Annotated in this window: 23 protein-coding genes; 7 read left to right on the top strand and 16 right to left on the bottom strand. The window is 72.6% G+C overall.

All coding sequences use genetic code 11. The features are described from left to right. Nucleotides 1–6: 6 nt before the first annotated feature. The 4 genes from ABZU25_RS25475 to truB form a co-directional block, all read right to left on the bottom strand. The gene (locus ABZU25_RS25475; protein ID WP_355031881.1) at nucleotides 7–2,421 is read right to left on the bottom strand and encodes a polyribonucleotide nucleotidyltransferase; all 2,415 of its coding nucleotides are present in this window, start codon (nucleotides 2,419–2,421) and stop codon (nucleotides 7–9) included. Between the two features lie 226 nt (nucleotides 2,422–2,647). Then, nucleotides 2,648–2,917, bottom strand: coding sequence for a 30S ribosomal protein S15 (gene rpsO, locus ABZU25_RS25470; RefSeq protein WP_030337594.1), 270 nt, complete (start codon nucleotides 2,915–2,917; stop codon nucleotides 2,648–2,650). Between the two features lie 192 nt (nucleotides 2,918–3,109). Further along, on the bottom strand, nucleotides 3,110–4,039 hold the full coding sequence (locus ABZU25_RS25465; protein WP_355031880.1) for a bifunctional riboflavin kinase/FAD synthetase: 930 nt from the start codon (nucleotides 4,037–4,039) through the stop codon (nucleotides 3,110–3,112). Nucleotides 4,040–4,116: 77 nt separating this feature from the next. Continuing rightward, complete coding sequence (truB, locus tag ABZU25_RS25460) at nucleotides 4,117–5,001, bottom strand: tRNA pseudouridine(55) synthase TruB (protein ID WP_355031879.1); 885 nt, start codon at nucleotides 4,999–5,001, stop codon at nucleotides 4,117–4,119. A gap of 164 nt (nucleotides 5,002–5,165) precedes the next feature. Here truB and ABZU25_RS25455 point away from each other — a divergent pair, with 164 nt between their 5' ends. Then, nucleotides 5,166–6,134: a hypothetical protein gene (locus ABZU25_RS25455; RefSeq protein WP_355031878.1), complete on the top strand. Its 969-nt coding sequence runs from the start codon at nucleotides 5,166–5,168 to the stop codon at nucleotides 6,132–6,134. 18 nt (nucleotides 6,135–6,152) lie between these two features. On the opposite strand, the gene ABZU25_RS25450 is transcribed toward ABZU25_RS25455, so the two are convergent. From ABZU25_RS25450 to rimP, 10 genes are all read right to left on the bottom strand, one after another. Continuing rightward, nucleotides 6,153–7,478 carry an MATE family efflux transporter gene (locus tag ABZU25_RS25450; protein WP_355031877.1) on the bottom strand — a complete coding sequence of 442 codons (1,326 nt, stop codon included), beginning with the start codon at nucleotides 7,476–7,478 and terminating at the stop codon, nucleotides 6,153–6,155. Nucleotides 7,479–7,974: 496 nt separating this feature from the next. Next, nucleotides 7,975–8,184 carry a DUF6186 family protein gene (locus ABZU25_RS25445; protein ID WP_030489477.1) on the bottom strand — a complete coding sequence of 70 codons (210 nt, stop codon included), beginning with the start codon at nucleotides 8,182–8,184 and terminating at the stop codon, nucleotides 7,975–7,977. Then, a complete protein-coding gene (locus ABZU25_RS25440; protein ID WP_355031876.1) occupies nucleotides 8,184–8,591 on the bottom strand; it encodes a hypothetical protein in 408 nt (135 codons plus the stop codon). Before ABZU25_RS25440 ends, ABZU25_RS25445 begins: the two co-directional genes overlap by 1 nt. A 101-nt stretch (nucleotides 8,592–8,692) precedes the next feature. Further along, entirely contained in the window at nucleotides 8,693–9,694 is a 1,002-nt protein-coding gene (locus tag ABZU25_RS25435) for a bifunctional oligoribonuclease/PAP phosphatase NrnA (RefSeq protein ID WP_355031892.1), read from the bottom strand. Between the two features lie 53 nt (nucleotides 9,695–9,747). Continuing rightward, a complete protein-coding gene (rbfA, locus tag ABZU25_RS25430) occupies nucleotides 9,748–10,248 on the bottom strand; it encodes a 30S ribosome-binding factor RbfA (RefSeq protein WP_355031875.1) in 501 nt (166 codons plus the stop codon). Nucleotides 10,249–10,374: 126 nt separating this feature from the next. Continuing rightward, nucleotides 10,375–10,671: a DUF503 domain-containing protein gene (locus tag ABZU25_RS25425; RefSeq protein ID WP_030489481.1), complete on the bottom strand. Its 297-nt coding sequence runs from the start codon at nucleotides 10,669–10,671 to the stop codon at nucleotides 10,375–10,377. A gap of 90 nt (nucleotides 10,672–10,761) precedes the next feature. After that, nucleotides 10,762–13,788, bottom strand: a complete 3,027-nt coding sequence (gene infB, locus ABZU25_RS25420; RefSeq protein ID WP_355031874.1) for a translation initiation factor IF-2 — start codon at nucleotides 13,786–13,788, stop codon at nucleotides 10,762–10,764. 93 nt (nucleotides 13,789–13,881) lie between these two features. Continuing rightward, on the bottom strand, nucleotides 13,882–14,214 hold the full coding sequence (locus tag ABZU25_RS25415; RefSeq protein WP_355031873.1) for a YlxR family protein: 333 nt from the start codon (nucleotides 14,212–14,214) through the stop codon (nucleotides 13,882–13,884). A 16-nt stretch (nucleotides 14,215–14,230) separates the two neighbouring features. Beyond that, nucleotides 14,231–15,274, bottom strand: a complete 1,044-nt coding sequence (gene nusA / locus ABZU25_RS25410) for a transcription termination factor NusA (protein ID WP_355031872.1) — start codon at nucleotides 15,272–15,274, stop codon at nucleotides 14,231–14,233. Next, on the bottom strand, nucleotides 15,271–15,960 hold the full coding sequence (rimP, locus tag ABZU25_RS25405; protein ID WP_355031871.1) for a ribosome maturation factor RimP: 690 nt from the start codon (nucleotides 15,958–15,960) through the stop codon (nucleotides 15,271–15,273). Before rimP ends, nusA begins: the two co-directional genes overlap by 4 nt. A gap of 154 nt (nucleotides 15,961–16,114) precedes the next feature. Here rimP and ABZU25_RS25400 point away from each other — a divergent pair, with 154 nt between their 5' ends. The 6 genes from ABZU25_RS25400 (at nucleotide 16,115) to ABZU25_RS25375 (ending at nucleotide 21,809) form a co-directional block, all read left to right on the top strand. Then, the gene (locus tag ABZU25_RS25400) at nucleotides 16,115–16,627 is read left to right on the top strand and encodes a hypothetical protein (protein ID WP_355031870.1); all 513 of its coding nucleotides are present in this window, start codon (nucleotides 16,115–16,117) and stop codon (nucleotides 16,625–16,627) included. Beyond that, entirely contained in the window at nucleotides 16,624–17,061 is a 438-nt protein-coding gene (locus ABZU25_RS25395) for a ferritin-like domain-containing protein (RefSeq protein WP_355031869.1), read from the top strand. The genes ABZU25_RS25400 and ABZU25_RS25395 overlap by 4 nt, the downstream gene beginning before the upstream one ends. A 52-nt stretch (nucleotides 17,062–17,113) precedes the next feature. After that, nucleotides 17,114–17,716, top strand: coding sequence for a PadR family transcriptional regulator (locus ABZU25_RS25390; RefSeq protein WP_355031868.1), 603 nt, complete (start codon nucleotides 17,114–17,116; stop codon nucleotides 17,714–17,716). Continuing rightward, nucleotides 17,713–18,447 carry an ABC transporter ATP-binding protein gene (locus tag ABZU25_RS25385; RefSeq protein ID WP_355031867.1) on the top strand — a complete coding sequence of 245 codons (735 nt, stop codon included), beginning with the start codon at nucleotides 17,713–17,715 and terminating at the stop codon, nucleotides 18,445–18,447. The genes ABZU25_RS25390 and ABZU25_RS25385 overlap by 4 nt, the downstream gene beginning before the upstream one ends. After that, nucleotides 18,444–21,224, top strand: a complete 2,781-nt coding sequence (locus ABZU25_RS25380; RefSeq protein WP_355031866.1) for an ABC transporter permease — start codon at nucleotides 18,444–18,446, stop codon at nucleotides 21,222–21,224. The genes ABZU25_RS25385 and ABZU25_RS25380 overlap by 4 nt, the downstream gene beginning before the upstream one ends. 84 nt (nucleotides 21,225–21,308) lie before the next feature. Next, nucleotides 21,309–21,809 (top strand): nitroreductase/quinone reductase family protein, encoded by a 501-nt coding sequence (locus ABZU25_RS25375; RefSeq protein ID WP_355031865.1) that lies wholly within the window; start codon nucleotides 21,309–21,311, stop codon nucleotides 21,807–21,809. Nucleotides 21,810–21,857: 48 nt separating this feature from the next. Here ABZU25_RS25375 and ABZU25_RS25370 read toward each other — a convergent pair whose 3' ends face one another. Continuing rightward, nucleotides 21,858–22,571: a VIT1/CCC1 transporter family protein gene (locus ABZU25_RS25370; RefSeq protein WP_355031864.1), complete on the bottom strand. Its 714-nt coding sequence runs from the start codon at nucleotides 22,569–22,571 to the stop codon at nucleotides 21,858–21,860. Then, entirely contained in the window at nucleotides 22,568–23,425 is an 858-nt protein-coding gene (map, locus tag ABZU25_RS25365) for a type I methionyl aminopeptidase (RefSeq protein WP_355031863.1), read from the bottom strand. Before map ends, ABZU25_RS25370 begins: the two co-directional genes overlap by 4 nt. Nucleotides 23,426–23,452: the final 27 nt, after the last annotated feature.

Raw genomic sequence — 23,452 nt, 5'->3', positions numbered from 1 at the left:
TGGTGGTCAGCTGTGCCGGGTCCGGCGGCGCGGACGCTCGCCGCCCTCGCCACCCTCGCCGCCGCCGCCACCGTTGCCGTCGTTACCGCCCTCGCCGCCACGCTCCGGGCCACGGCCACCTCGGTCGCCGCCCCGGTCGCCGCCACGCTCGCGGTCGCCGCGGTCACGCGGACCCCGGTCACCCCGGTCCCGACCAGCCGGCCGGTCGCCGCCGGCCGCCTCACCGGCGGCCGGCGCCTCGGCGCCCTCCGGGCGGACCTTGTCGAGGTAGATCTTGCCGCGGGCGTCGATGTCCGCGATCTCGACCTCGACCCGGTCGCCGACGTTGAGGAAGTCCTCGACGCGCTCGACCCGCTTGCCGTCGCCCACCTTGGAGATGTGCAGCAGGCCGTCACGGCCCGGCAGCAGCGAGATGAACGCACCGAACGCGGCGGTCTTGACCACCGTGCCGAGGAACCGCTCGCCCTGCTTCGGCAGCGTCGGGTTGGCGATGCCGTTGATCCGGTCGACGGCCGCCTGGGCCGACGGGCCGTTGGTGGCGCCGACGTAGATCGTGCCGTCGTCCTCGATGGAGATCTCGGCGCCGGTCTCGTCCTGGATCGCGTTGATGGTCTGCCCCTTCGGGCCGATCACCATGCCGATCTTGTCCACCGGGATCTTGACGGTGGTGACCCGCGGCGCGTAGTCCGACATCTCGGCCGGAGCCTCGATGGCGGCCTTCATGACGCCGAGGATGACCTGCCGGGCCTCGTTCGCCTGCTGCAGCGCGGCGGCCAGCACATCCGACGGGATGCCGTTGAGCTTGGTGTCGAGCTGGAGCGCGGTGACGAACTCCGGCGTGCCGGCGACCTTGAAGTCCATGTCACCGAACGCGTCCTCGGCACCGAGGATGTCGGTCAGCGTCACGTACTGGGTCTTGCCGTCCACCTCGTCGGAGATGAGCCCCATCGCGATGCCGGCGACCGGCGCCTTCAGCGGGACACCCGCGGAGAGCAGGCCCAGCGTCGACGCGCAGACCGAACCCATCGAGGTGGAGCCGTTGGAGCTGAGCGCCTCCGACACCTGCCGGATGGCGTACGGGAACTCCTCGCGCGACGGCAGCACCGGGATCAGCGCACGCTCGGCGAGAGCGCCGTGGCCGATCTCGCGACGCTTCGGCGAGCCGACCCGGCCGGTCTCACCTGTCGAGTACGGCGGGAAGTTGTAGTTGTGCATGTAGCGCTTGCGGTTCTCGGGGGACAGCGTGTCCACCATCTGCTCCATCCGGAGCATGTTCAGCGTGGTGACGCCCAGGATCTGGGTCTCGCCCCGCTCGAACAGCGCCGAACCGTGCACCCGGGGCAGCACGCCGACCTCGGCGGTCAGCGCCCGGATGTCACGCGGGCCACGACCGTCCATGCGGACCTGCTCGCGCAGCACGCGGTTGCGCACCTCGGACTTGGTCAGCGACCGGAAGGCAGCGCTGAGCTCCTTCTCCCGACCCTCGAACCGAGCGCCCAACTCCTCAACGACCCGCGCCTTGACCCGGTCCAGGGCCTCCTCGCGGTCGGCCTTGCCGGCGATGGTGATCGCCTCGGCGACCTCACCACGGGCCAGCTCGGAGACGGCGTCGTACACGTCGTCCTGGTAGTCCAGGAAGACGGGGAACTCGGTGACCGGCTTGGCGGCGACCTCGGCCAGCTCGCTCTGCGCGCGGCACAGCTCGCGGATCGCCGGCTTGGCGGCCTCCAGACCGCTGGCCACGACCTCCTCGGTCGGGGCGGTGGCGCCGGCCGAGATCAGGGCGACCGCGTTCGGGGTGGCCTCCGCCTCGACCATCATGATCGCGACGTCACCGTCCTCCAGCGTGCGGCCGGCCACGACCATGTCGAAGGTGGCCCGGGCCAGCTCCTCCAGGGTCGGGAAGGCGACCCACTGGCCGTCGATGTGGGCGACGCGGGTCGCCCCGATCGGGCCGGAGAACGGCAGGCCGGAGAGCTTGGTCGACATCGAGGCGGCGTTGATCGCCACGACGTCGTACGGGTGCTGCGGGTCGAGCGCGAGGATGGTCTCGACGACCTGGACCTCGTTGCGCAGGCCCTTGACGAAGGACGGGCGCAGTGGCCGGTCGATCAGCCGGCAGGTGAGGATCGCGTCCTCGCTGGGCCGACCCTCACGGCGGAAGAACGAGCCGGGGATGCGGCCCGCGGCGTACATCCGCTCCTCGACGTCGACGGTCAGCGGGAAGAAGTCGAACTGCTCCTTCGGGTGCTTACCGGCGGTCGTGGCGGAGAGAACGACCGTCTCGCCCAGCTGGGCGATGACGGAACCGGCGGCCTGGCGAGCCAGCCGACCGGTGGAGAAGGTGATCTCGCGGGTGCCGAAGGACCCGTTGTCGATCACGGCGGTGCGGGATTCGGTGCCGAGTTTGGTCTCGGTCATGTGCTGTCGTGCTCCTTCGCGTCGTGGGCCCACGACATCGGGGAGCTGCTCAGCCGGCCGGTCTTCGATCGAAGCGCCCGGGTGGCCGGCATGATGCCGGGTTCCCGGGGGCCACTACCGGAGACCGGTACGCTGACCGGCTCCCTCTCGGGTGGTCGCGCGGCCCGTGTTTCTTCAGGTGGGACGCCGTACGGGGGAGCGGCCGGTCGGCCACTCCCCCGTCACGTCACCGGCGCAGGCCGAGCCGCTCGATGAGCGACCGGTAGCGGGCAATGTCCTTCTTCTGGACGTAGTTGAGCAACCGACGGCGACGGCCGACCAGCAGCAGCAGCCCACGGCGGCTGTGGTGGTCGTGCTTGTGCACCTTCAGGTGCTCGGTCAGCTCGGCGATCCGCTTGGTGAGGACCGCGACCTGGACCTCCGGCGAACCGGTGTCGCCCTCGGCGGTCGCGTACTCCGCGCGGATGCTGGCCTTGGCTTCCTGGTCGAGCGCCATGTTCTCCCTGTTTCGATGGGTTGATCAAGTAGGTGTCCGTCGTCCGATGGACCGGGAACGGACCGGTACCTCGCACCCGCGGCGTCGAGCAGGCACGCGAGGCCCCACGCCGGTCACCCGACGTCTCGGCAAGACTACCAGCACTCGCTGGTAACACCCGGCGAAGGGCCTCGGCGGCGCACCCCACCACGCTCAGGCCAGCGCGCGCCGGGTGCGTTCGACGTCCTGATTCATCTGGACGATCAACGGCTCGATCGAGTCGTACCGGATCTGACCGCGCAGGTGCGCCACGAAGTCCAGGGCCAGCCGCTCGCCGTACAGGTCGCCGGTGAAGTCCAGCGCGTACGCCTCCACCCGCCGCTCCCGCCCGGAGAACGTCGGGTTGGTGCCCACCGACACCGCCGCCATCAGCGGCTCGTGCTGCCCGCGACGGATCAGCCGGGCCGCGTACACCCCGTCGGCCGGGACCGCCGCGTACCTGTGGCAGAGCAGATTGGCGGTGGGGAAGCCCAGCTCCCGTCCCCGCTGGTCGCCGCGGACCACCACACCTTCCAGCCGGTGGGGGCGGCCGAGCGCGGCGGCGGCCGCGCCGACGTCACCCGCGTCGACGCAGGAGCGGATGTACGTGGAGGAGAAGACGGTGCCGTCCTCGGCGACCAGCGGGCTGCCCTCCACCCCGAAGCCGAAGGTCTGACCGAGCCGCTCCAACAGCGCCACGTCGCCGGCTGCCCGGTGCCCGAACCGGAAGTTGCCACCGACCACCACCAGCGCGCAGTGCAGGTGCTCGACCAGGACGTCGTGCACGAACTGCTCGGCCGGCAGCCGGGAGAACTCCGGTGTGAACGGCACCACGCAGAGCACGTCCACGCCGAGTGCCTCGATCAGTTCCGCCTTGCGGGCCTGCTCGCTGAGCACCGCCGGATGCGACCCGGGGCGGACCACCTCGGCCGGGTGCGGGTCGAAGGTGACCACCACCGACTGCACGCCCAACTCGCGGGCGCGGGCCACGGTGTGCCCGATGGTCGCCTGGTGCCCCTTGTGCACGCCGTCGAAGACGCCGATGGTGACGACCGAGCGTCCCCACCCACCGGGCGCCGCGTCGTACCCCCGCCACCGCTGCATGCCGTTCCCTCCTGCTGTCCCGCCGGCCGGCGGGTCGACACCGCCGGCCCTTAAGCCGGCGGACCTGCGCCCCGCCGTCAGGCCGGGGCGAGCACGATCTCCGCGCGGGCCCGCCCGTCCCGCTCGCTGACGATAGCGATCAGGCCGCCCGCGGGCCCGAACACGGCGTACGGCCCGGTGAGGCCGGCCGGGTCCAGCGGCCCACCGTGGGCCAGCACCCGGGCCTCGTCGGGCGTGGCCTCCCGGCGCGCGAAGAACCGGTCGGCGGCGGCGTCCAACGGCAGGTTCACCACGTCCGGGGCGCGCTGCTCCAACTCGTCGAGGGTCGCCGCCTCGGCGAGGGTGAAGCCACCCACCGCGGTCCGCCGCAGGGCCGTCAGGTGGCCGCCGACGCCGAGCGCCAGGCCCGCGTCCCGGGCGATGGCCCGGATGTACGTGCCGGAGGAGCAGGTCACGTCCACGTCCACGTCCACCAGGCCCGGCTCGGTGCGGCGGATCGCCAGCACCGCCAACCGGGAGATGGTGACCCGCCGGGCGGGCAGCTCGACGCTCTCCCCGTCGCGGACCCGCTTGTACGCCCGCTGCCCGTCGATCTTGATGGCGCTGACCGCGCTCGGCACCTGGTCGACCTCGCCGCTCAACGCTGTGAACGCCGACCGGATCGCCTCGTCGGTCACCAGCCCGGCCGGGGTGGTGGCGAGCACGTCGCCCTCGGCGTCGTCGGTGACGGTGGTCTGACCGAGCCGGATGGTGCCGGTGTAGCTCTTGCCCGCGCCGATCACGTAGGTCAGCAGCCGGGTGGCCCGGCCCACCCCGATCACCAGCACCCCGGTGGCCATCGGGTCGAGGGTGCCGCCGTGCCCGACCCGCCGGGTCCTGGCCAGCCGGCGGATCCGCGCCACCACGTCGTGCGACGTCATGCCGCCGGGCTTGTCGACCACGATCAGACCATCGGTGCTCACGTCGGCCAAGCCTGCCAGACCGCCGCTCGGCGACCGTAGTCGCGGGGTGGCTCTCGGCCAGCCGCCGGGCGCCACACGCCCCTGACTCGATCATTGAGGGGATACCACGACGTCTCGACGGATGCGAAGATCACTCGCCCGCTCCCGTCGAGTCAGGACGACAGATGACCAGCGAAGAGCACGCCAGCCCGCGCACCACCCGGGCCCGCCACCCGGATGCCGCCGAGCCTGAACCACTCCGAGTGGCGGACTGGCTGCGCGAGCCGGCGACCGAGCGCGCGCTGACCAGGGCGGAACGGCTGCGGCTGGGGTGGGAGCAGCACGCCGGGAAGGTGCTCGGCGGGACCGCCGCCCTTGTCGGGCTGACGCTTGTCGCGGTGCTGGCATGGCAGGGCTTCAACCTGGCGCGAGCCGCGAACTCCCGGCCGGTCGACCGGAGCGGCAACGTCCTCGGCCCGTTCGCCGGCACTCCGGCGGAGACGTTCGCCGTGGGCGAGGCGGGAATCGTCCTTCCGAGCGCCCGGGCCGCCGCGCCGTTCAGCGCCCAGCAGGTCGCGGACGCGCTGGCGAAGGTCAAGCAGGCGTTGATCCACGGTCGGCTCGAGCCGTCCATGCTCGCTGGCGACCCCGCCAAGTTCATCGCCCTGCTGTCACCGGACGGCCGGCACCAGATGGACAAGGACTTCGCGGCCGGGGACACCCTGGCCTACGCCACCCGCATCGACCCCGCCGCCGACCCGCAGTTCGACCCGGCGCCGGGCATCCGCGTCAGTGGCACCATGGAGTACCGGTTGGTCACCGACGACGGTGTCCGGAACCTGGAGATCACCACCCGGTTCCTGTGGGTGTACTCCTTCGCCCTGCCCCGACCGCAGGCACATCCGCCCGGCACCGGGCTCGTCACCCTCCGAGACGAAGTGGTCTGGCAGGTGCCGCACCCGGACGACGTGCTGGCCACCTCGGCCGGCCTGTGGTTGGCAGGCACCGACTTCAACGTGCTCAACGCGACCTGCGCCGCGATCCTCCGGGGAATGATCGACCTGGAGGTCGGGTTCGAACTGGGCCTGCCAGCGGGATCGACCGGAGACATCTACGACCCGAAGTGGAGTCCCGACGACGCGGAGACCTGCTGACCGGCGCGGATGTCGGGGTCAGCGGATCGCGCCGGTCACCGCCCAGCCGCCGCTGCGCAGGCGCAGCAGCAGAGCGACCAGCCGGATCACCACGAACACTGTGAGCCCGGCCCAGATCCCGCCCAACCCGAGGTCGAGGGCGTACGTCAGCCAGATCGCCGGCAGGAAACCGCCGAGCGCCGCCACGATGGTGAGGTTGCGCAGGTAACGCACGTCGCCCGCGCCGACCAGCACGCCGTCGAGAGCGAACACCACTCCGGCCAGTGGCAGCATGGCGACGAACCACGGCCAGGCCGCCATGGCCTGCCCGCGTACCCCCTCGTCGGAGCTGAACCAGGACGGCACGACGCCGGCGCCGGCGGCGACGAGCAGCGCGAAGCCGACTCCGCAGATGCCGCCGAGCAGCCCGATCCGACGGGCGAGCGCCCGGGCGCCCGCGTCGTCGCCGGCGCCGAGCGCGGCGCCGACCAGGGACTGGGCGGCGATGGCCAGCGCGTCGAGCACCAACGCGGTGAAGAACCAGAGCTGCAGGGCGATCTGGTGGGCACCCACGGCGGCGGCACCGAAGCGGGCGGCGACGGCGGTCGCGGAGAGGAAGCTGGCCTGGAACGCCAGCCCACGGATCAGCAGGTCCCGGCTGAGCACCAGTTGCTGACGGATCACCCGGGGCCGGGGCCGCAGCGACACCCGCTCGGCGACGAGCGCCGCGGCGAAGAGCCCCCCGCAGAGTGTCTGCGCGACAACATTGGCCACCGCCGAACCGATCAGGCCCAGGCCGCCGGGGTAGACCAGCAGCGGGCAGAGTAGCGCGGAGAGCAGGTTGGGGCCGAGCACGAAGACCAGTGGTCGGCGAGTGTCCTGCACACCGCGCAGCCAACCGTTGCCGGCGGCGGCGAGCAGCAGGCCGGGAGCGCCGAGGGCCGCGATCCGCAGCCAGTGCGCGGCGGCGTCGGCCACGTCGCCCGCGCCGCCGGCGAGGGTACGCGCGAGCGCGCCACCGCCGAACTGCATGCCGATCGCGATCAGCAGACCGACACCGAACGCCAGCCAGGACGACTGGACTCCCTCGGCTACCGCGGCTGCCCGGTCACCCGCACCGAAGCGGCGGGCCGCCCGCCCGGTGGTGCCGTACGCGACCACGGTGCCGACCCATGCGGTGAGCGTCATCACCGTGCCGCCGACGGCGAGCGCGGCGAGCGGCACCCGGCCGAGGTGGCCGACCACTGCGGTGTCGACAAGCACGTAGAGCGGCTCGGCGGCGAGCACCACGAGGGCCGGCAGGGCGAGGCTGGCGATCCGCCGGGGCGAGGCGGATCGGTGGGCGGCGGTGGCGGTCTGGCTCATCGCCGTCGATCCTGGCACGAGCCCGGTAAGGATCGCAATCCCGCCGGGGACTTACTCCCACCGGTGGGCCGCGCCGCCGGGTCGTCGGGAGCCGGCCCCTCGGTCGACAGGCGGCGTCACCGCCGGGCGGGTCGGCTTACTGACGGGTGTCCATCGACGTCTGCAGCGCGCGGCGGGCCTGCTCGCGGGCGTCGTCGGTGGTCTCGGGCTTGGGCTTGTTCGGCATGGTGGTGGTCCTTCCAGGGAGCGAGCCACCGGCGCGCGGCGGCCCTCGCGGGCGGTCGTGCTGCGCGCCCCACGACGGTCCGGGGTTACCGGAGCAGCCGACTGGGCAGCGTGAGCCCGGGTCGATCCGACCCTGGAGGGAGGCAGCACGAGGTGTGGCGCCACCACCCATGACCTGCACCGCTACGCGGCACCCGGCCGTCTCCCAAGTTATCGTTCAGGTCCATATGCTGCTCTCGGTTCCCGCCATTTGGACACGCGGCGACCCGACTCAGCGGGCCAGGAAGTGCCAGCCCAGCCACCACCAGAACCCGAACAGACCGATCCGGCCCACCGGCACCGAGCCGACCTCGTAGCGCATCACGTACGCGCAGACCTCGCCCAGGGTGGGGATCCGGGAACCCTCCCGCCGGGCCATCCACTCGACCACCGCGAAGAGGACCAACGCGGTGAGGAAACCGCCGATGGCGAGCGCCCGCATCATCGCCGCACCAGCCCCCAGAAGGCGGCCAGCCAGGCGAACCACACCGCCGACCGAGTCAGATGATCCTCCAGGAGAGGGTCGGCCAGCCGGGAGAAGGTGGGAAAGTCGTCACCGACGGCCAGCACGAAGGTCACGCCCTCGAAGACCCCGAAGACCACCACCGGCACCGCCCACCAGACCGCCCCCGAGCCCAGCCGGCGCGGTGCCGGTCGGCGAGGCACCCGATTGCTCAGACCGAGCCAGATCAGCACCCCGCCGGTGCCGATGGTGAACAGATTCGCCTCGGTGGAGAACGACGCGAACCGACCGCCGACGAGCGACAGGCAGACGAGGACGGGAACGGAGACGGTGGGCCGGTCCCAGGCACGGGGGGCCTCCACGGTGAGGTCGTGCGGCTGCTCCATCCCGCAATTCTTCCCGGTCTCACCGAGCGCGGGAAGACCAACACTCCCCGGAGTTGACCCTGATCCTTTGACCGGACAATCGATGACGACGAACGTCGACCTCAGGCGCCGGGGCGGATCAACGCCCCGTCCAGTTGGCCGCGGATCGACTCGACCACCTGCTCGACGGTGCCCCGACCGGTGAACCCCGCCGCGAACCGGTGGCCACCACCGCCCAGCGTGACCGCGACCCGGCTGACATCCACCGCGCCCTTGCTGCGCATCGACACCGCCCACTCGCCGGGCGTGGTCTGCTTGACCACACAGCTCACGTCCGCCTCGGCGGTGCACCGCACCGAGTCGATGAGCGCCTCCAGCACGTACGGCCGCTGGTCGTGCCGGGCCAGATCCTCCAGCGTGGCGAAGGTCCAGACAAACCCTCGGCCGCCGGCAGCCGCCGGCTCCAGCCGTGCCCGGCCGAGCACCTCACCGAAGAGACGCACCGCCCCGAAGGGCCGGGTGTCGAAGACCCGGCGGGAGATGTCCCCGGGCGAGATGCCGGTTGCCAACAACCGGGCAGCCATCTGGTGCACCGCCGGGGTGGTCGCGGCGAACCGGAACGAGCCGGTATCCGTGGTCAGCGCCACGTAGAGGCACTCCGCGATGGCCGGATCCACAACGACCCCGAGCCGGGCCAGCAACTGCTCCGCCACCACCGACGTGGCCGCGGCGCCCGGGTCCACCAGGTTGACGGTGCCGAAGCCCTGGTTCGACGCGTGGTGATCGAGCACCAGCGCCGCACCCGCCGACGACAACCGCCCGGCCAGCTCGCCGAGGCGCGACTCGCTCGCCGCGTCGAAGCAGATCACCAGGTCGGGTGCCGGGTCGGCGGCGTCCGCCGGGACCAGCAGGTCCAGCCCGGGCAGCCCCCGGAACGGCTCGGGCACCTCCGGCGGCCCGGGGAAGGTCGCCTGCACCTCGCGGACGCCGAACTGCCGCAGCCCCAGGCCGAAGCCGAGCATGCTGCCCAGCGCGTCACCGTCCGGGTTGATGTGGCAGATCAGCAGCACCCGGCCACCCGGCGGGACAGCCCGCACCAGCGCCTCGGCCGCAGCCCAGTCCATCTCGGCCGGGCCGACCCCGGCAGCCCCGGCGAGCGGGACGCTGGCGGTGCTGGTCACCGCGTTTCCCCACCCCGCGCCGCGTCCTTGACGTCGGTGGCCGGATCGGCCTCGTCCGCCTCGTCGCCCTCATCCATCTCGTCGTCAACCCGGTACGGCTGCGGCTCACCCGCGTACTCCGCCTGGGCGGCCAGCCGCTGCACCTCGGCGTCGGCGTTCCGGGCGGCGGCGAGCAGGTCGTCGATGTGCTTGACCTGGTCCTGCACGTCGTCGAGGACGAACGTGAGAGTCGGCGAGTGCCGCAACCCGAGCGCCTTGCCGACCGTGCTGCGCAGCAGCCCCTTGGCGCTCTCCAGCGCGGCGGCGGTGTCCGCCTGGGCCACCGCGTCACCGAGCACTGTGTAGAAGACCGTCGCGTCGCGCAGGTCCGCGGTGATCCGGGCGTCGGTGATGGTGATCATCCCGAGCCGCGGGTCCTTGATCTGGCTCCGCACCACCGACGCGACCAGCTCACGCACCCGTTCCGCGTGCCGGCGTACCTTGGCCGGATCAGACATCTCGCCACCTCCACGGCGTCCTGCTCCCGGCCGACCCGGCGACCCGGGGGTCGCCGGCCGACCGGCCAACATCTCGAACACTACCTTCGCGGCCGCACCGGTCGCCCGGCACAGCCGGCTCCGGGGTCAGTCGTCGTCCACGCCGTACAGCCGGCGCCGGACCGACAACAACTCGACCTCGGGGCGACCGGCCACCAGGCGCTCACAGGAGTCGAGCACCTCGCGGACGTGCGCCGTCTCGGCGGCCACCACGGCCACCGCCAGCTGCGCTCGACCATGCAGGTCGAGCGCACCCACCTCGGCGGCCGACACCTCGAAGCGGCGCAGCGCCGCCACGATCGGCCGTACATATGATCTCTTGGCTTTGAGCGACCGGGAGTCGCCCGGCAGCAGCAGGTCGAAGACCGCGGTTCCGGTGAACATCGCCCCGGACGATACCGCCAACCCACCCCGCATGATCAAGGGGTTTACGCCGTTCGGCGTAAACCCCTTGATCAGCGTGTCACTGCCGGATCAGGCGCGAACCTTCTCCCGCATCTCGAAGGTCTCGATGACGTCGCCGACCTGGACGTTGTTGTAACCACCCAGGGTCAGACCACACTCGAAGCCCTCGCGAACCTCAGTGGCATCGTCCTTGAACCGCTTGAGCGAGCTGATCGTGAGGTTGTCCGCCACGACCGCCCCGTCCCGCAGCAGGCGTGCCTTGGCGTTGCGCCGCAGGACACCGGACCGGACGATGCAACCGGAGATGTTGCCGATCTTGGAAGAGCGGAAGACGTCGCGGATCTCCGCGGTGCCCAGCTCGACCTCCTCGTACTCCGGCTTGAGCAGGCCCTTGAGCGCTGCCTCGATCTCCTCGATGGCCTGGTAGATGACGGTGTAATACCGGATCTCCACGCCCTCGCGGTCGGCCATCTCACGGACCTTGTTGGAGGCCCGCACGTTGAAGCCGATGATCGTGACCGGCTCGGACGAGGCACTCGCGAGCATGACGTTGCTCTCGGTGATCGCGCCCACGCCCCGGTCGAGGACCTTGAGCTGGACCTCCTCGGGGATGTCCAGGTTGAACAGCGCGTCCTCCAGGGCCTCCACGGAACCGGAGACATCACCCTTGAGGATGAGGTTGAGCGACGTCTTCTCGCCCTCCTTGAGCTGCTCCATGAGCGTCTCAAGAGTGGCCCGACCACGGGAGTTGGCGAAGGACGCCGCCCGCCGCCGTGCCTGCCGCTGCTCGGCGATCTGCCGCACCGTACGGTCGTCCGCCGCGGCGAGGAACGTGTCGCCCGCGCCGGGAGGCGCGGTCAGACCCAGCACCATGACCGGACGCGCCGGACCAGCCTCGGTGAGCTGGTTGCCGTTCTCGTCGAGCATGGCCCGGACCCGGCCGTGCGCCCCGCCGGCGACGATCGAGTCGCCCGCCCGCAGGGTGCCCTTCTGCACGAGCACCGTCGCCACCGCACCGCGACCCTTGTCCAGGTGTGCCTCGATGGCCACACCCTGGGCCGGCCCGTCGATCGGAGCGGTCAGCTCCAGCGACGCGTCGGCGGTCAGCAGGACAGCCTCGAGAAGCTCCTCGATGCCGATGCCCGGCTTGGCTGCCACGTTGACGAACATGGTCTCGCCGCCGTACTCCTCGGCGACCAGGCCGTACTCGGTCAGCTGCTGGCGGACCTTGTCCGGGTTGGCGTCCGGCTTGTCGACCTTGTTGACCGCGACCACGATCGGCACATCGGCCGCCTTGGCGTGGTTCAACGCCTCGATCGTCTGCGGCATCACACCGTCGTCGGCCGCGACGACCAGAATCACGATGTCCGTGACCTGGGCACCACGAGCACGCATGGCGGTGAACGCCTCGTGACCCGGGGTGTCGATGAAGGTCACCGCCCGGTCCTCGCCCTCGTGTGGGACGTGGACCTGGTAGGCACCGATGTGCTGGGTGATGCCACCCGCCTCACCGGCCACGACGTTCGCCTTACGGATCGCGTCGAGCAGCTTGGTCTTACCGTGGTCGACGTGACCCATGACGGTCACCACCGGCGCACGGCTGACCAGACGCTCCTCGGCCACCTCCGCGTCGAGGTCGATGTTGAACTGCGCGAGCAGCTCGCGGTCCTCGTCCTCCGGGCTGACGATCTGGATGTCGAAGCCCAGGTGCTCACCCAGCAGGTTCAGGGTGTCGTCAGAACAGGACTGGGTCGCGGTGACCATCTCGCCCAGGTTGAACATCTCCTGGACCAGCGAACCCGGGTTGGCGTTGATCTTGTCAGCGAAGTCCGACAGCGATGCGCCACGGGAGAGCCGGACGATCTGACCCTGACCCCGGGGAGCACCCGAGCTCATGGTCGGAGCCGACAGGTTGTCGAACTCCTGTCTGCGCTGCTTCTTGGACTTGCGACCGCGCGTCGGCCGGCCACCCGGACGCCCGAAGGCACCCGCGGCGCCGCCGCCACGGCCACGACCGCCGGCACCCGGACGACCGCCGCCACCGGAGGGAGCACCCGGACGGAAACCGCCACCGGGAGCACCGCCACCGCCGCCGGGACCGCCACGGTAGCCACCGCCACCGCCGGCACCCGCGCCGCCACCAGGGCCGCCGCGGTAACCGCCGCCACCGCCACCGGCGCCACCGCCGGGACCGCCACGGAAGCCACCGCCGCCGCCACCACCGGGACGACCGGCGCCACCGCCACCGGGGCGACCAGCGCCACCGGGACCGGGACGACCAGCAGCCGGACGCTGGCTCGGCATGGACGCCGGGCTGGGCCGCGGCGGCATGGAGTTGGGGCTCGGCCGCGGCGGCATGCCCGCCGGGCTGTTGGGCCGGGGGCCACCCGCGCCGGCGGCCGGGGGCCGCTGCTGCTGGCCACCCTGGATGCCGAACGGGTTGTTACCGGCGCCACGCGCCGGTGGGCGACCACCAGGTCGGGCACCCGGACCCGGAGCCGGCGTGCTCGGACGAGCGGCCGGCGAACCAGGACGGGGTGGCATCGCCGCGGGACCCGGCCGAGGACCGGGACGGTTGGCGCCGTCGGCCGGAGGCTCCCGGCGAACGGGGTTGTCCCGCTGCTGCTGGCGGGCGGCCTGTGCGGCCTTGACCGCGGCCTCCTGCTCAGCCTTCAGCGCGGCGGCACGCGTCTCGGCGGCCGCCACCTCGATGTCGTGGGCACTCGCCGGCTTGGCGACCGGAGCCGCCGGCTGCGGCGCAGCGGGCACCGGACCCTTCGGCTTCGGACCAGGTGCCGGCGCGGTCGGCCGCCGCGGCGGCATCGGTCGGGCCGAAACCCGCGGCGCGCCCGGGGTCGGGGACGGCTGCGGGGTGGTCGCTGAAGCCGGCGTCGACGCGGGCGCCGACGGGGCGGCCGGCGCCGGAGCACCGGCGGAAGCGACAAACGCGTTCCGCAGTCGCCGGGCGACGGGCGCCTCGACGGTGCTGGACGCGGACTTCACGAACTCGCCCATTTCCTTCAGCTTGGCGAGAACGGTCTTACTCTCGACCCCGAGCTCTTTTGCAAGCTCGTGTACGCGGGCCTTGCCTGCCACTGCACTCCTCACTCCGAGGTCGTGCGGGCAGCACCCGCAGCGACCTCACTCGTGCACTTGAAGCCTGGTCATTTCAGGGACTTCATCGTGTGCTCATGTCGGTCGTCCTACCCTGCTAGCGACCCTCGCCCGGTCGGGCTGACCGGACGTAGTGGTTGGCGCATCGACGTGCTCCGCCAGCACACCGTGGTCAAGGACCTCGGTGATGCGCAGCGCACGCCCGAAGGCGCGGCGGCGCACCGCCAGCGCGAAGCAGGCCGGATCCGGGTGCATGTTCGCTCCCCGACCCGGCAGCCTGCGGCGCGGATCAGGCCGGAGACTGAAACCAGCCTCGTCCCGGACCGCGACAATCCGCAGCAATTCGCTGGCCGGCGCACGTTGCCGGCAACCCACACAGGTGCGTTCCGGCGTTGCGCGTCGTACCACTGGAAGAAGTCTACCCCTAGCTGCCCGAGATCGCGCCGCCCGGCTCCCGCACGTGATCAGCTGCCGCACGCGCGGCCGGGGCGGTCTGCTCCGCATCGGACCGAATGTCGATCCGCCAACCGGTCAATCGGGCCGCGAGTCGGGCATTCTGCCCCTCCCGACCGATCGCGAGGGAGAGCTGGAAGTCGGGAACGGTCACCCGGGCGGCTCGACCGGCCAGGTCGACCACCTCGACCCGCAGCGCCTTGGCCGGCGACAGCGCGTTACCGACGAAGGTGGCCGGGTCGTCCGACCAGTCGATGATGTCGATCTTTTCGCCGTGCAGTTCACTCATCACGGCCCGCACCCGCTGACCCATCGGGCCGATGCAGGCGCCCTTGGCGTTCACCCCGGGGGTGGTGGAGCGTACGGCGATCTTCGTGCGGTGACCTGCCTCACGCGCGATCGCGCCGATCTCCACAGTGCCGTCGGCGATCTCCGGCACCTCCAGCGCGAACAGCTTCTTGACAAGCGCCGGGTGCGACCGGGACAGGGTGATCTGCGGCCCGCGCGTGCCCTTGGCGACGTGCACGACGACGCAGCGGACCCGCTCGCCGTGGGCGTAGCGCTCGCCGGGCACCTGCTCGGACTGCGGCAGCACGCCCTCCAGCTTGCCGAGGTCGACGCTGACGATGCCCTTCTCGGTACGCGTCTCGTGCGCCTGCACCACGCCGGTGACCAGGTCACCCTCGCGGCCCACGTACTCACCGAAGTGCACCTCGTCGGTGGCCTCCCGCAGACGCTGGAGGATCACCTGCTTGGCGGTCATGGCGGCGATCCGGCCGAAGTCGTGCGGGGTGTCGTCCCACTCCCGCACCAGGCTGCCGTCGGCGTCCATCTCCTGCGCGTACACCAGGGCGGCGCCCGACCTGCGGTCGATCTCCACCCGGGCGTGCGGCTCGGAGCCGTCGGTGTGCCGGTAGGCGGTCAGCAACGCGGTCTCGATCGCCGCGAGAATCGTGTCGAACGGGATCTCCCGCTCGCGCTCGAGTGCGCGCAGCGCCGCGAGGTCGATGTTCACCTCTCCTCGTCCTCCACATCATCTTCGTCGTCGATGTCGTCTGAATCGTCGATCTCGTCTGAGTCGTCCGCGTCGTCGAACTCCTCGTCCGGCTCGCCGAGTTCGGCGAGCCGGGTGAACTCGACCTGCACGCGGCCGGGGCCGAGCTGGGCGTACGCCCAGGAGGTACGGCCGTCCTCGGTCTCCAGGTGCACGCCCTCGTCGTCGGCCGCGACCACCCTGCCGGTCAGCTGGCGGTCACCGGCGGGCTGCTCGCCACGCTGGCCGGGCAGCGCGGCAGCGCCCCGGACGGTGACCTTGACCAGCCGGCCCACGTTGCGCCGCCAGTGGCGGGGCAGGGTGAGTGGCCGGTCGACGCCCGGCGAGCTGACCTCCAGCTGGTATTCCCCGGCGACGATGTCGCCGCTGGCCTCCTCGGCGGCGTCCAGGGCGGCCGAGACCGCCCGGGAGACGTCCGCGACGGCGTCCAGGTCGATCCCGCCGTCGGCGTCGACCATCACCCGCACCACGTGCCGGCGACCGGCCCGGGAGACCGACAGGTCCTCCAGGTCGTAGCCGGCGTCGTTGACCACGGGCTCGATCACGGCCCGCAACCGCGCGCGCCGCGCTGCGAGATCACCACCGCGGGGACCCGCGGCATCGCGGGGTCGCCCTGTCGACCTGGTGGCACGGCCACGCTGCGTCATCTCCGCACCTCTCCCTGGTCGACGGTGATCGGTCGTCCCGACATGCCGGCGCACCACCGGAGCGGACGCGCCGGTGGCTGCGCAGAGCGTAACGCGCCTGCCCGTCGGTGGACCGGGCGGCGCACCGACGTCGGTGGCCCCCGGACCGACGGGGATGGTGTTGACTTGTCGGGTGGGGACCGGCAGAACGACACAGCAGGACCAGGCATCCGGACATTCGCGGCGAAAGCTCCTGCGGGCCGGGGCTCTGCTGGCGCTCGGCGGTGCCGCGGCGCCGCTGACCGGCTGTGATCTTTTCGACCGTGACGATCAGCCTGTGCCACCACCGGACCCGCTGCGGCCGATGGTTGACGAGGCACTCGCGCTGGCCGCCGCGTACCAGGCCAATGCGGCAGCGCATCCCGACCTGGCCGACCGGCTCGGCCCGATCGCCGAGGCGCACACCGCGCACGCCACCGAGCTGGCCCGGGTGATCGGCGTCGCCCTGCCAACCGCGGTCGCCACTCCGGCGACCGACCCGGGCGGCACGCTCACCACCCTGCGCGCCCTGGAGAAGACCGCCCAGCAGTCCGCCACCGCCGCCTGCGCCGCGGCGAGCGCGGAGCGGGCCGCGCTGCTCGGGTCGATCGCCGCCGCCCGAGCAACCCACCAGGAGGCACTGAAGTGAGGCAGCCGTCCGCCGGGGAGGCGCTCGCCGCCGCCCTGTCCGCCGAGTACGCGGCCATCTACGCCTACGGGCGGATCGGGGTCCGCCTCACCGGGGCGGCGCGGGAGGCCGCACACCAGGCCGAGGCCGCGCATCGAAGCCGGCGCGACACGCTGGTGGTGCAACTGAGCGCGGCCGGTGGCGTCGTGCCGCCGGACCGCGCCGGCTACGCGCTGCCGTTCCCGGTCACCGACCGGGCCAGCGCGCTGCGGCTCGCCGCGGAGGTGGAGGAGCGCACGGCCGCGCACTGGCGGGCGGCTCTGGCGTCCACCACCGGCGCCGACCGGGACCAGGCGCTGGCCGCCCTGGTCGAGTACGCGGTGCGGGCCACCCGGTGGCGGAAGACGGCCGGGACGACCCCGCTGACTGTCCCGTTTCCCGGTCGACCGACCTGAACCGTTCCGCTCCGGTTGCGGTACGCATACCAGGTATGCATACTCCGTTGCCATGTCCATCCGACACGGGTTGCTCGCCCTGCTCGAACGCGGCCAGATGTACGGCTACCAGCTGCGCGCCGCGTTCGAGGAGTCGACCGGCTCGACCTGGCCGCTGAACATCGGGCAGGTTTACACCACGCTGTCCCGGCTGGAACGCGACGGTCTGGTGCGCCCGCTGCCGGAGAGCGAGGCCGGGCAGCGCCCGTACGAGATCACCGACGCCGGCCGGGCGGATCTGGCGCTCTGGTTCGCCACCCCGGTCAGCCGCAACGACCGGCCCCGCGACGAGCTGGCGATCAAGCTGGCGCTGGCGCTGACCACTCCCGGGGTGGACGTCCGCTCGGTGGTGCAGGCCCAGCGCAGCGCGACGATGCGGGCTCTGCAGGAGTTGACCCGGTTGAAGTACGGCAGCAACCGGCCGGAGGACCTCCCCTGGCGCCTCGTGCTGGACTCGATGGTGTTCCAGGCCGAGGCCGAGGTCCGCTGGCTGGACCACTGCGAGACCAGTCTGGTGCGGCACCAGCCCAGCGGCCCGGCGCCTCCCCCGCCCCTACCGGGTGATGCCGACGCGCGGGACGCGGCGCGCTGGGCGGGCGAGGAGGCGCGACGGTGAGCGGATCGGACGACGCGGTGCTGGAGCTCCGCGCCGTCCACCGCACCCACGGCGCCGGACCGGCGGCGGTGCACGCGTTGCGCGGGGTCAGCCTGGTCGTCCGGCCCGGCGAGCTGGTCGCCGTGATGGGTCCGTCCGGCTCCGGCAAGTCGACGTTGCTGGCCCTGGCCGGCGGGCTGGACCGCCCGACCGGCGGAGAGGTCCGGGTGGAGGGGCAACCGCTGGGGGCGCTGGACCGTCGCGGGCTGGCCCAGCTGCGCCGCCGCCGGATCGGCTACATCTTCCAGCAACTCAACCTGCTGGGCAGCCTGAGCGCGCTGGAGAACGTGGCGCTGCCCCTGGAACTCGACGGCGCCAGCGGACGCCGGGCCCGGACGCTGGCCATGGCCGCGCTCACCGAGGTGGGTCTGCCCGCACTGGGTGACCGCTTCCCCGACCAGCTCTCCGGCGGGCAGCAGCAGCGGGTGGCCATCGCCCGCGCGCTGGTGGGCGAACGCCGGCTGGTGCTCGCCGACGAGCCCACCGGGGCCCTGGACTCGCAGACCGGCGAGGCGGTGCTGCACCTCCTGCGCCGCCGGATCGACGCGGGGGCCGCCGGAGTGCTCGTCACCCACGAGGCCCGACACGCCGGCTGGGCCGACCGGGTGGTGTTCCTGCGCGACGGCGTCCTTGTCGACACGACGGCGCCGCTGGGCAGTGTCGAGCAGCTGCTGTCCGGCAGCGATCGGTGACCGTCCGCCGTACCAGGCCGGCACCTGCCCGGTTCGACACCGCCGCGGCGCGACCGGTCGCGCCACCGGTGCGGGTCGGTCGGCGGCGGCTCGCCGAGCTGACCGGCTCCTGGCGGACGGCGTTGCGGATCGCCCGGCGGGAGTCTCGCCGGGCCCGACGCCGAACCGCCCTGGTGCTCGCGATGATCGCCCTGCCGGTGGCCGTTCTGGCTTTCCTGGCCGCCAGCTACGACATGGCCACGCTGACTCCGCAGGAACGGGTGGACCGCCGGCTCGGCGTGGCCGACGCGGAGCTGCGCTGGATCTCCGACACCCCTGTCGAACAGGACGAGTGGGGTGGCACCTGGTCCAGCCGGGACGGCGTGGAGTCACCCAACGCCCGAGCCACCTCCGCCCAGGTGAGTGCGCTGCTCGGCCCGGGCAGTCGGGTCACCGAGGTGCGCAGCGGCATCCCGCTGACCCTGCGCGGCCCGCACCGGGACGAGGACGTGCAGGGGCGGGTGCTGGACCTCGGCGACCCGTTGGCCCGCGGGCTGGTGCGATTCCGGGCGGGCCGGGCGCCGGAGCAGCCCGGCGAGGTCGCGGTGAGCCCGGCGGCGCTACGCCGCCTGGACCTGCGCCTCGGTCGCGCCGTGGCCCTCGCCGACGGGAGCAGGGCGTACACCGTGGTGGGGGTGGTCGAGTTTCCCGACGATCTCGGCGCGGTGGTGGCGCTGCATCCGGGTGCGGCGCCGCCTACCAGTCCCGTACCGGAGAGCAGCTGGCTGGTGGACGTGCCCGGCGCCATCGATGGCGCGCAGGTGTCCCGGCTCAACGACCGGGGTGTGCTGGTCGCCGCCCGTCCTCCGGCCGACTCGGCCGACGAACGGGAGCGGATCTGGCTCGGCCCCGTCGACCCCGGCGAAACCACCGACCTGGGCACCGGCGTGCTGATCGCCGGCCTCGGGCTGCTGGAGGTCGTGCTGCTGGTCGGGCCGGCCTTCGCGGTCGGCGTCCGTCGCCGACGGCGGGATCTGGCGCTCGTCGCGGTGGCCGGCGGAGACGCCGCCCAGCTTCGTCGGGTCGTGCTGGCCGACGGCGTGGTGCTGGGTGTGCTGGGCGCCGCCGCCGGCCTGGTGGTCGGCGTCGGCGCGGCGTTCGCCGGTCGTCCGCTGGTGGAGCAGTACGTCTTCGACGCCCGCTTCGGTGGGTACCGGTGCTGGCCGATCGCGCTGGTGCTGCTCGGTGGGGTGGCGGTGCTGGCCGGAGTGCTCGCCGCGCTGGCACCGGCCTGGACCGCCGCGCGGCAGGACGTCAGCGCCGGCCTCGCCGGACGACGCACTCCCCCGGTGTCCCGGACCCGGTGGTTGGCCCTCGGGCTGTCGCTGGTCGTCGGTGGGGCGGGGTTGGCGGCGTTCGGGGCCGCCCGTGCCTCCGCGGTGGTGATCCTCACCGGCCTGATCCTCGGCGAGTTGGGCCTGGTGTGCTGCACGCCCACGCTGATCGGCGCGCTCGCCCGGCTCGGCCGGGTGTTGCCGTTGGCGCCGCGGATCGCGTTGCGCGACGCCAGCCGCAACCGCGCGTCCGCCGCGCCCGCCATCTGCGCCGTGATGGCCGCGGTGGCCAGCAGTGTGGCGCTCGGCGGGTTCCTGGCCAGCAGCGACGCCCGTGACTCGCGTGCCTACCGGCCGATGGTGCCGACCGGCCACGTGCTGGTCTACGCGGGCGAGTCGGCTCGGCAACCCCCGCTGGCCCAGCTCGCCGCGATGGCCCGGGACCAGTTGGGCGCCGACACGGTCGCCCCGATCAACGCGCTGAGTTGCGCACCCGGGACGGGTTACTGCGACGTCGCGCCGGAGCTGCCGCCCGCGCAGGTCTGCCCCTGGCAGCCCGGGGACAACCTCTCCGAGGCGCACCGTCGGCAGGCGCGGGCCGACCCTCGCTGTCGGATCGAGCCGATGAGCTACAACGGCGGCTACGTGCAGGCGGGGGTGGATGACGGGACCGCGCTGCCGCTGCTCACCGGTGCGGACCCGGCGGCGACGGCCGCCGCCACCGCCGTGCTGCGCGCCGGCGGCGTGGTGGTGACCGACCCGCGTTACCTGCACGACGGCCTGGTGACCGTACGCGTCAACGAGGTGGATCCCGGGACGGACCGGCCGCGCGCGGTCGCCGACTTCCCCGGGTACGCGTTGGGCGGCGTGGTCAGCCAGTCCCAGCTGCTGCTCTCCGCGTCCGCGGCCCGCCACCTCGGCCTGACCTGGTCACCGTCCGGTTGGGTGATCGGCGCTGCCACCCCGCCGGACCGGCACCAGCAGGAGCGGTTCGCCAGCGCCCTGCGCCCCTTCGGCGCGTTCTCGTTGTTGGTGGAGGACGGCGGTGCTCCGCGCGACATCTCACCGTTGCTGCTGCTGCTGGCGGCGGCGGCCGGGGTCATCACGATGGGTGCGGCCGGGATCGCCACCGCGCTCGCCGCCGCCGAGGGACGCGCCGAGCTGACCACCCTCGCGGCCGTCGGAGCCGCACCGGCGCTACGCCGGATGCTGGCGATCTGCCAGGCGGGGGTGATCGCCGGCCTGGGCTCGGTGCTCGGCATCGTGGCCGGGCTGGGCACCGCCGCGATCGTGCTGTTCTCGGTGAACCGGCAGTACGCCAACGACTGGCCGGTACCCGACCGGTACCCGTATGTGGTGCCGTGGCCCGCGCTCGGGATCCTGGTGCTGGTCCCGATCGTGGCGATGCTCGGGGCGGGCCTGTTCACCCGCGCCCGGCTGCCGATCGAACGGCAGCTGGACTGATCCCGGTGGCGTGACCGCCCGGTTGGCGAGCCGGGCGCGTACGGGGGGTGCCGGCGGGGCCCGGTAGCCGGCACACTGATCCGCGTGTCAGTGCTCGGAACCCTCACCCGTCGAGTCGGTCATCATCGCTGGTTTGGCGCCGCCGCACGTCTGCTGGTCCCCGCCGACCGGGTGGTCGGTCGACTCACCCGGGGGCGGGTGGTCGCGCTCGGCCTGATCCCGTCCCTGGTGATCACGACGACCGGCCGCCGCTCGGGCAAGCCACGCAGCAACCCGCTGCTCTACGTGCCCGACGGCGACGCCTACGTGGTGATCGGCTCCAACTGGGGGCAGACCCACCACCCCGGCTGGGCGATGAACCTGCTCGCCGATCCCGCCGCGGAGGTGCAGCTGAAGGGCCGCCGGGAGCCGGTGCGGGCCGAGCGGGCGTCCGGCGCCGAACGGGACCGGCTGTGGCAGTTGTTGGTCACCGAGTGGCCCGCGTACCGCACGTACGTGCGGCGGGCCGGCGGCCGGGAGATCCACATCTTCCGGCTCGTGCCGACCGGGCGCGGCGTGCCGGCCGGTCCCCCGTCGGCTGGCTAGGCTGACGTTCAGTCGCGAACAAGGGCGGGTCCCGTGGGTTGGCCGGGGTCACAGCCCGCCCGGCACGCCGATCAGCGTGCCGACCAGGTAGGTGGCGCCGGCGGCTGCGGCGCCCAGCAGCAGTTGACGCAGCCCGCTGGTCCACCAGGGGCGTTGGGTGAAGCGGGCTACCACCGCTCCGGCGACGAACAGCCCCAGCCCGCCGACGGCGAGCGCCAGCCACAGCTCGGTGGCGCCGAACAGGTAGCTCAGTAGCGGCACCAGCGCGCCCACCGAGAAGAACAGGAACGACGAGATCGCGGCGGCCCACGGGCTGGGCTGATCGTCGGGGTCGACGCCCAACTCCTCGCGGACGTGCACCCGCAGGGCCTCCTCCGGGTCGCGCCGCACCGCTTCGGCGACCTGGGTCGCCAGGTCCCGGGGAAGACCCCGGGCCACCCAGGCGTCGGCCAGCTCCCGGGCCTCCGCCTCGGGGTGCCGTTCCAGCTCGCGCCGCTCCTTGGCCACCTCGGCGGCGACCTGCTCGTTGGCGGAGCGGACGCTTGTGTATTCGCCGAGCCCCATCGAGATCGCGCCGGCCACCAGGCCGGCGGAGCCGGTGAGCACGATGCTGCGGGGTGACACCCCGCCGCCGCCGACACCGGCGATCAGGGCGATGTTGGTGACCAGACCGTCCATCGCACCGAAGACTGCCGGGCGCAGCCACCCGCCGGAGACGTCCGCGTGGTGCGCCTCGCGCAGCGCCGCTGGGGTGTCGGTCACGGCAGGGTCAGGATCTCGTGGCCGTCGTCGGTCACCACGATGGTGTGCTCGAACTGGGCCGTCCACTTCCGGTCCTTGGTGACCACGGTCCACCCGTCGTCCCACATGTCGTACTGGTAGGTGCCCAGGGTGATCATCGGCTCGATGGTGAACGTCATGCCCGGCTCCATGATGTCCGTGGGCCGCGGGCTGTCGTAGTGCGGCACGTAGAGCCCGCTGTGGAAGGCTTCGCCGATGCCGTGGCCGGTGAAGTCGCGGACCACGCCGTAGCCGAACCGCTTGGCGTACGACTCGATGACCCGGCCCACCACGTTGATCTGCCGGCCCGGGGCGACCGCGCGGATGCCGCGCATCATCGCCTCGTGGGTCCGCTCGACAAGCAGCCGGGCCTCCTCGCTGACCGCGCCGACGCAGAAGGTGGCGTCGGTGTCGCCGTGCACCCCACCGATGTACGCGGTGACGTCGACGTTGATGATGTCGCCGTCCTGCAGCACCGTGGAGTCGGGGATGCCGTGGCAGATGACCTCGTTGAGGCTGGTGCAGCAGGACTTCGGGAAGGCCTTGTAGCCCAACGTCGACGGGTACGCGCCGTGGTCGCAGAGGAACTCGTGCACCACCCGGTCGATCTCGTCGGTGGTCACGCCGGGCTTGCAGTGCTCGCCGGCCAACTGGGTCGCCTGGGCGGCGAGCCGGCTGGCGATCCGCATCTTCTCGATGGTCTCCGGCGTCTGCACGTGCGAGCCGCGCCACTGGACGGGGCGCTCCTTGCCCACGTACTCCGGTCGGGCGATCTGGGGTGGCACCGGACGCATCGGGGAGAGCGTGCCTGGTGTCAGCGGCGGACGGACGGTCATGCCGCCAGCCTATCGCCGGTGCCGCTG

This window comes from Micromonospora sp. NPDC005215, assembly GCF_040607915.1.
Taxonomy (GTDB): domain Bacteria; phylum Actinomycetota; class Actinomycetes; order Mycobacteriales; family Micromonosporaceae; genus Micromonospora.
The sequence above is the reverse complement of the archived record's forward strand: the minus strand, read 5'-3'. Positions and strand labels throughout refer to the sequence as shown.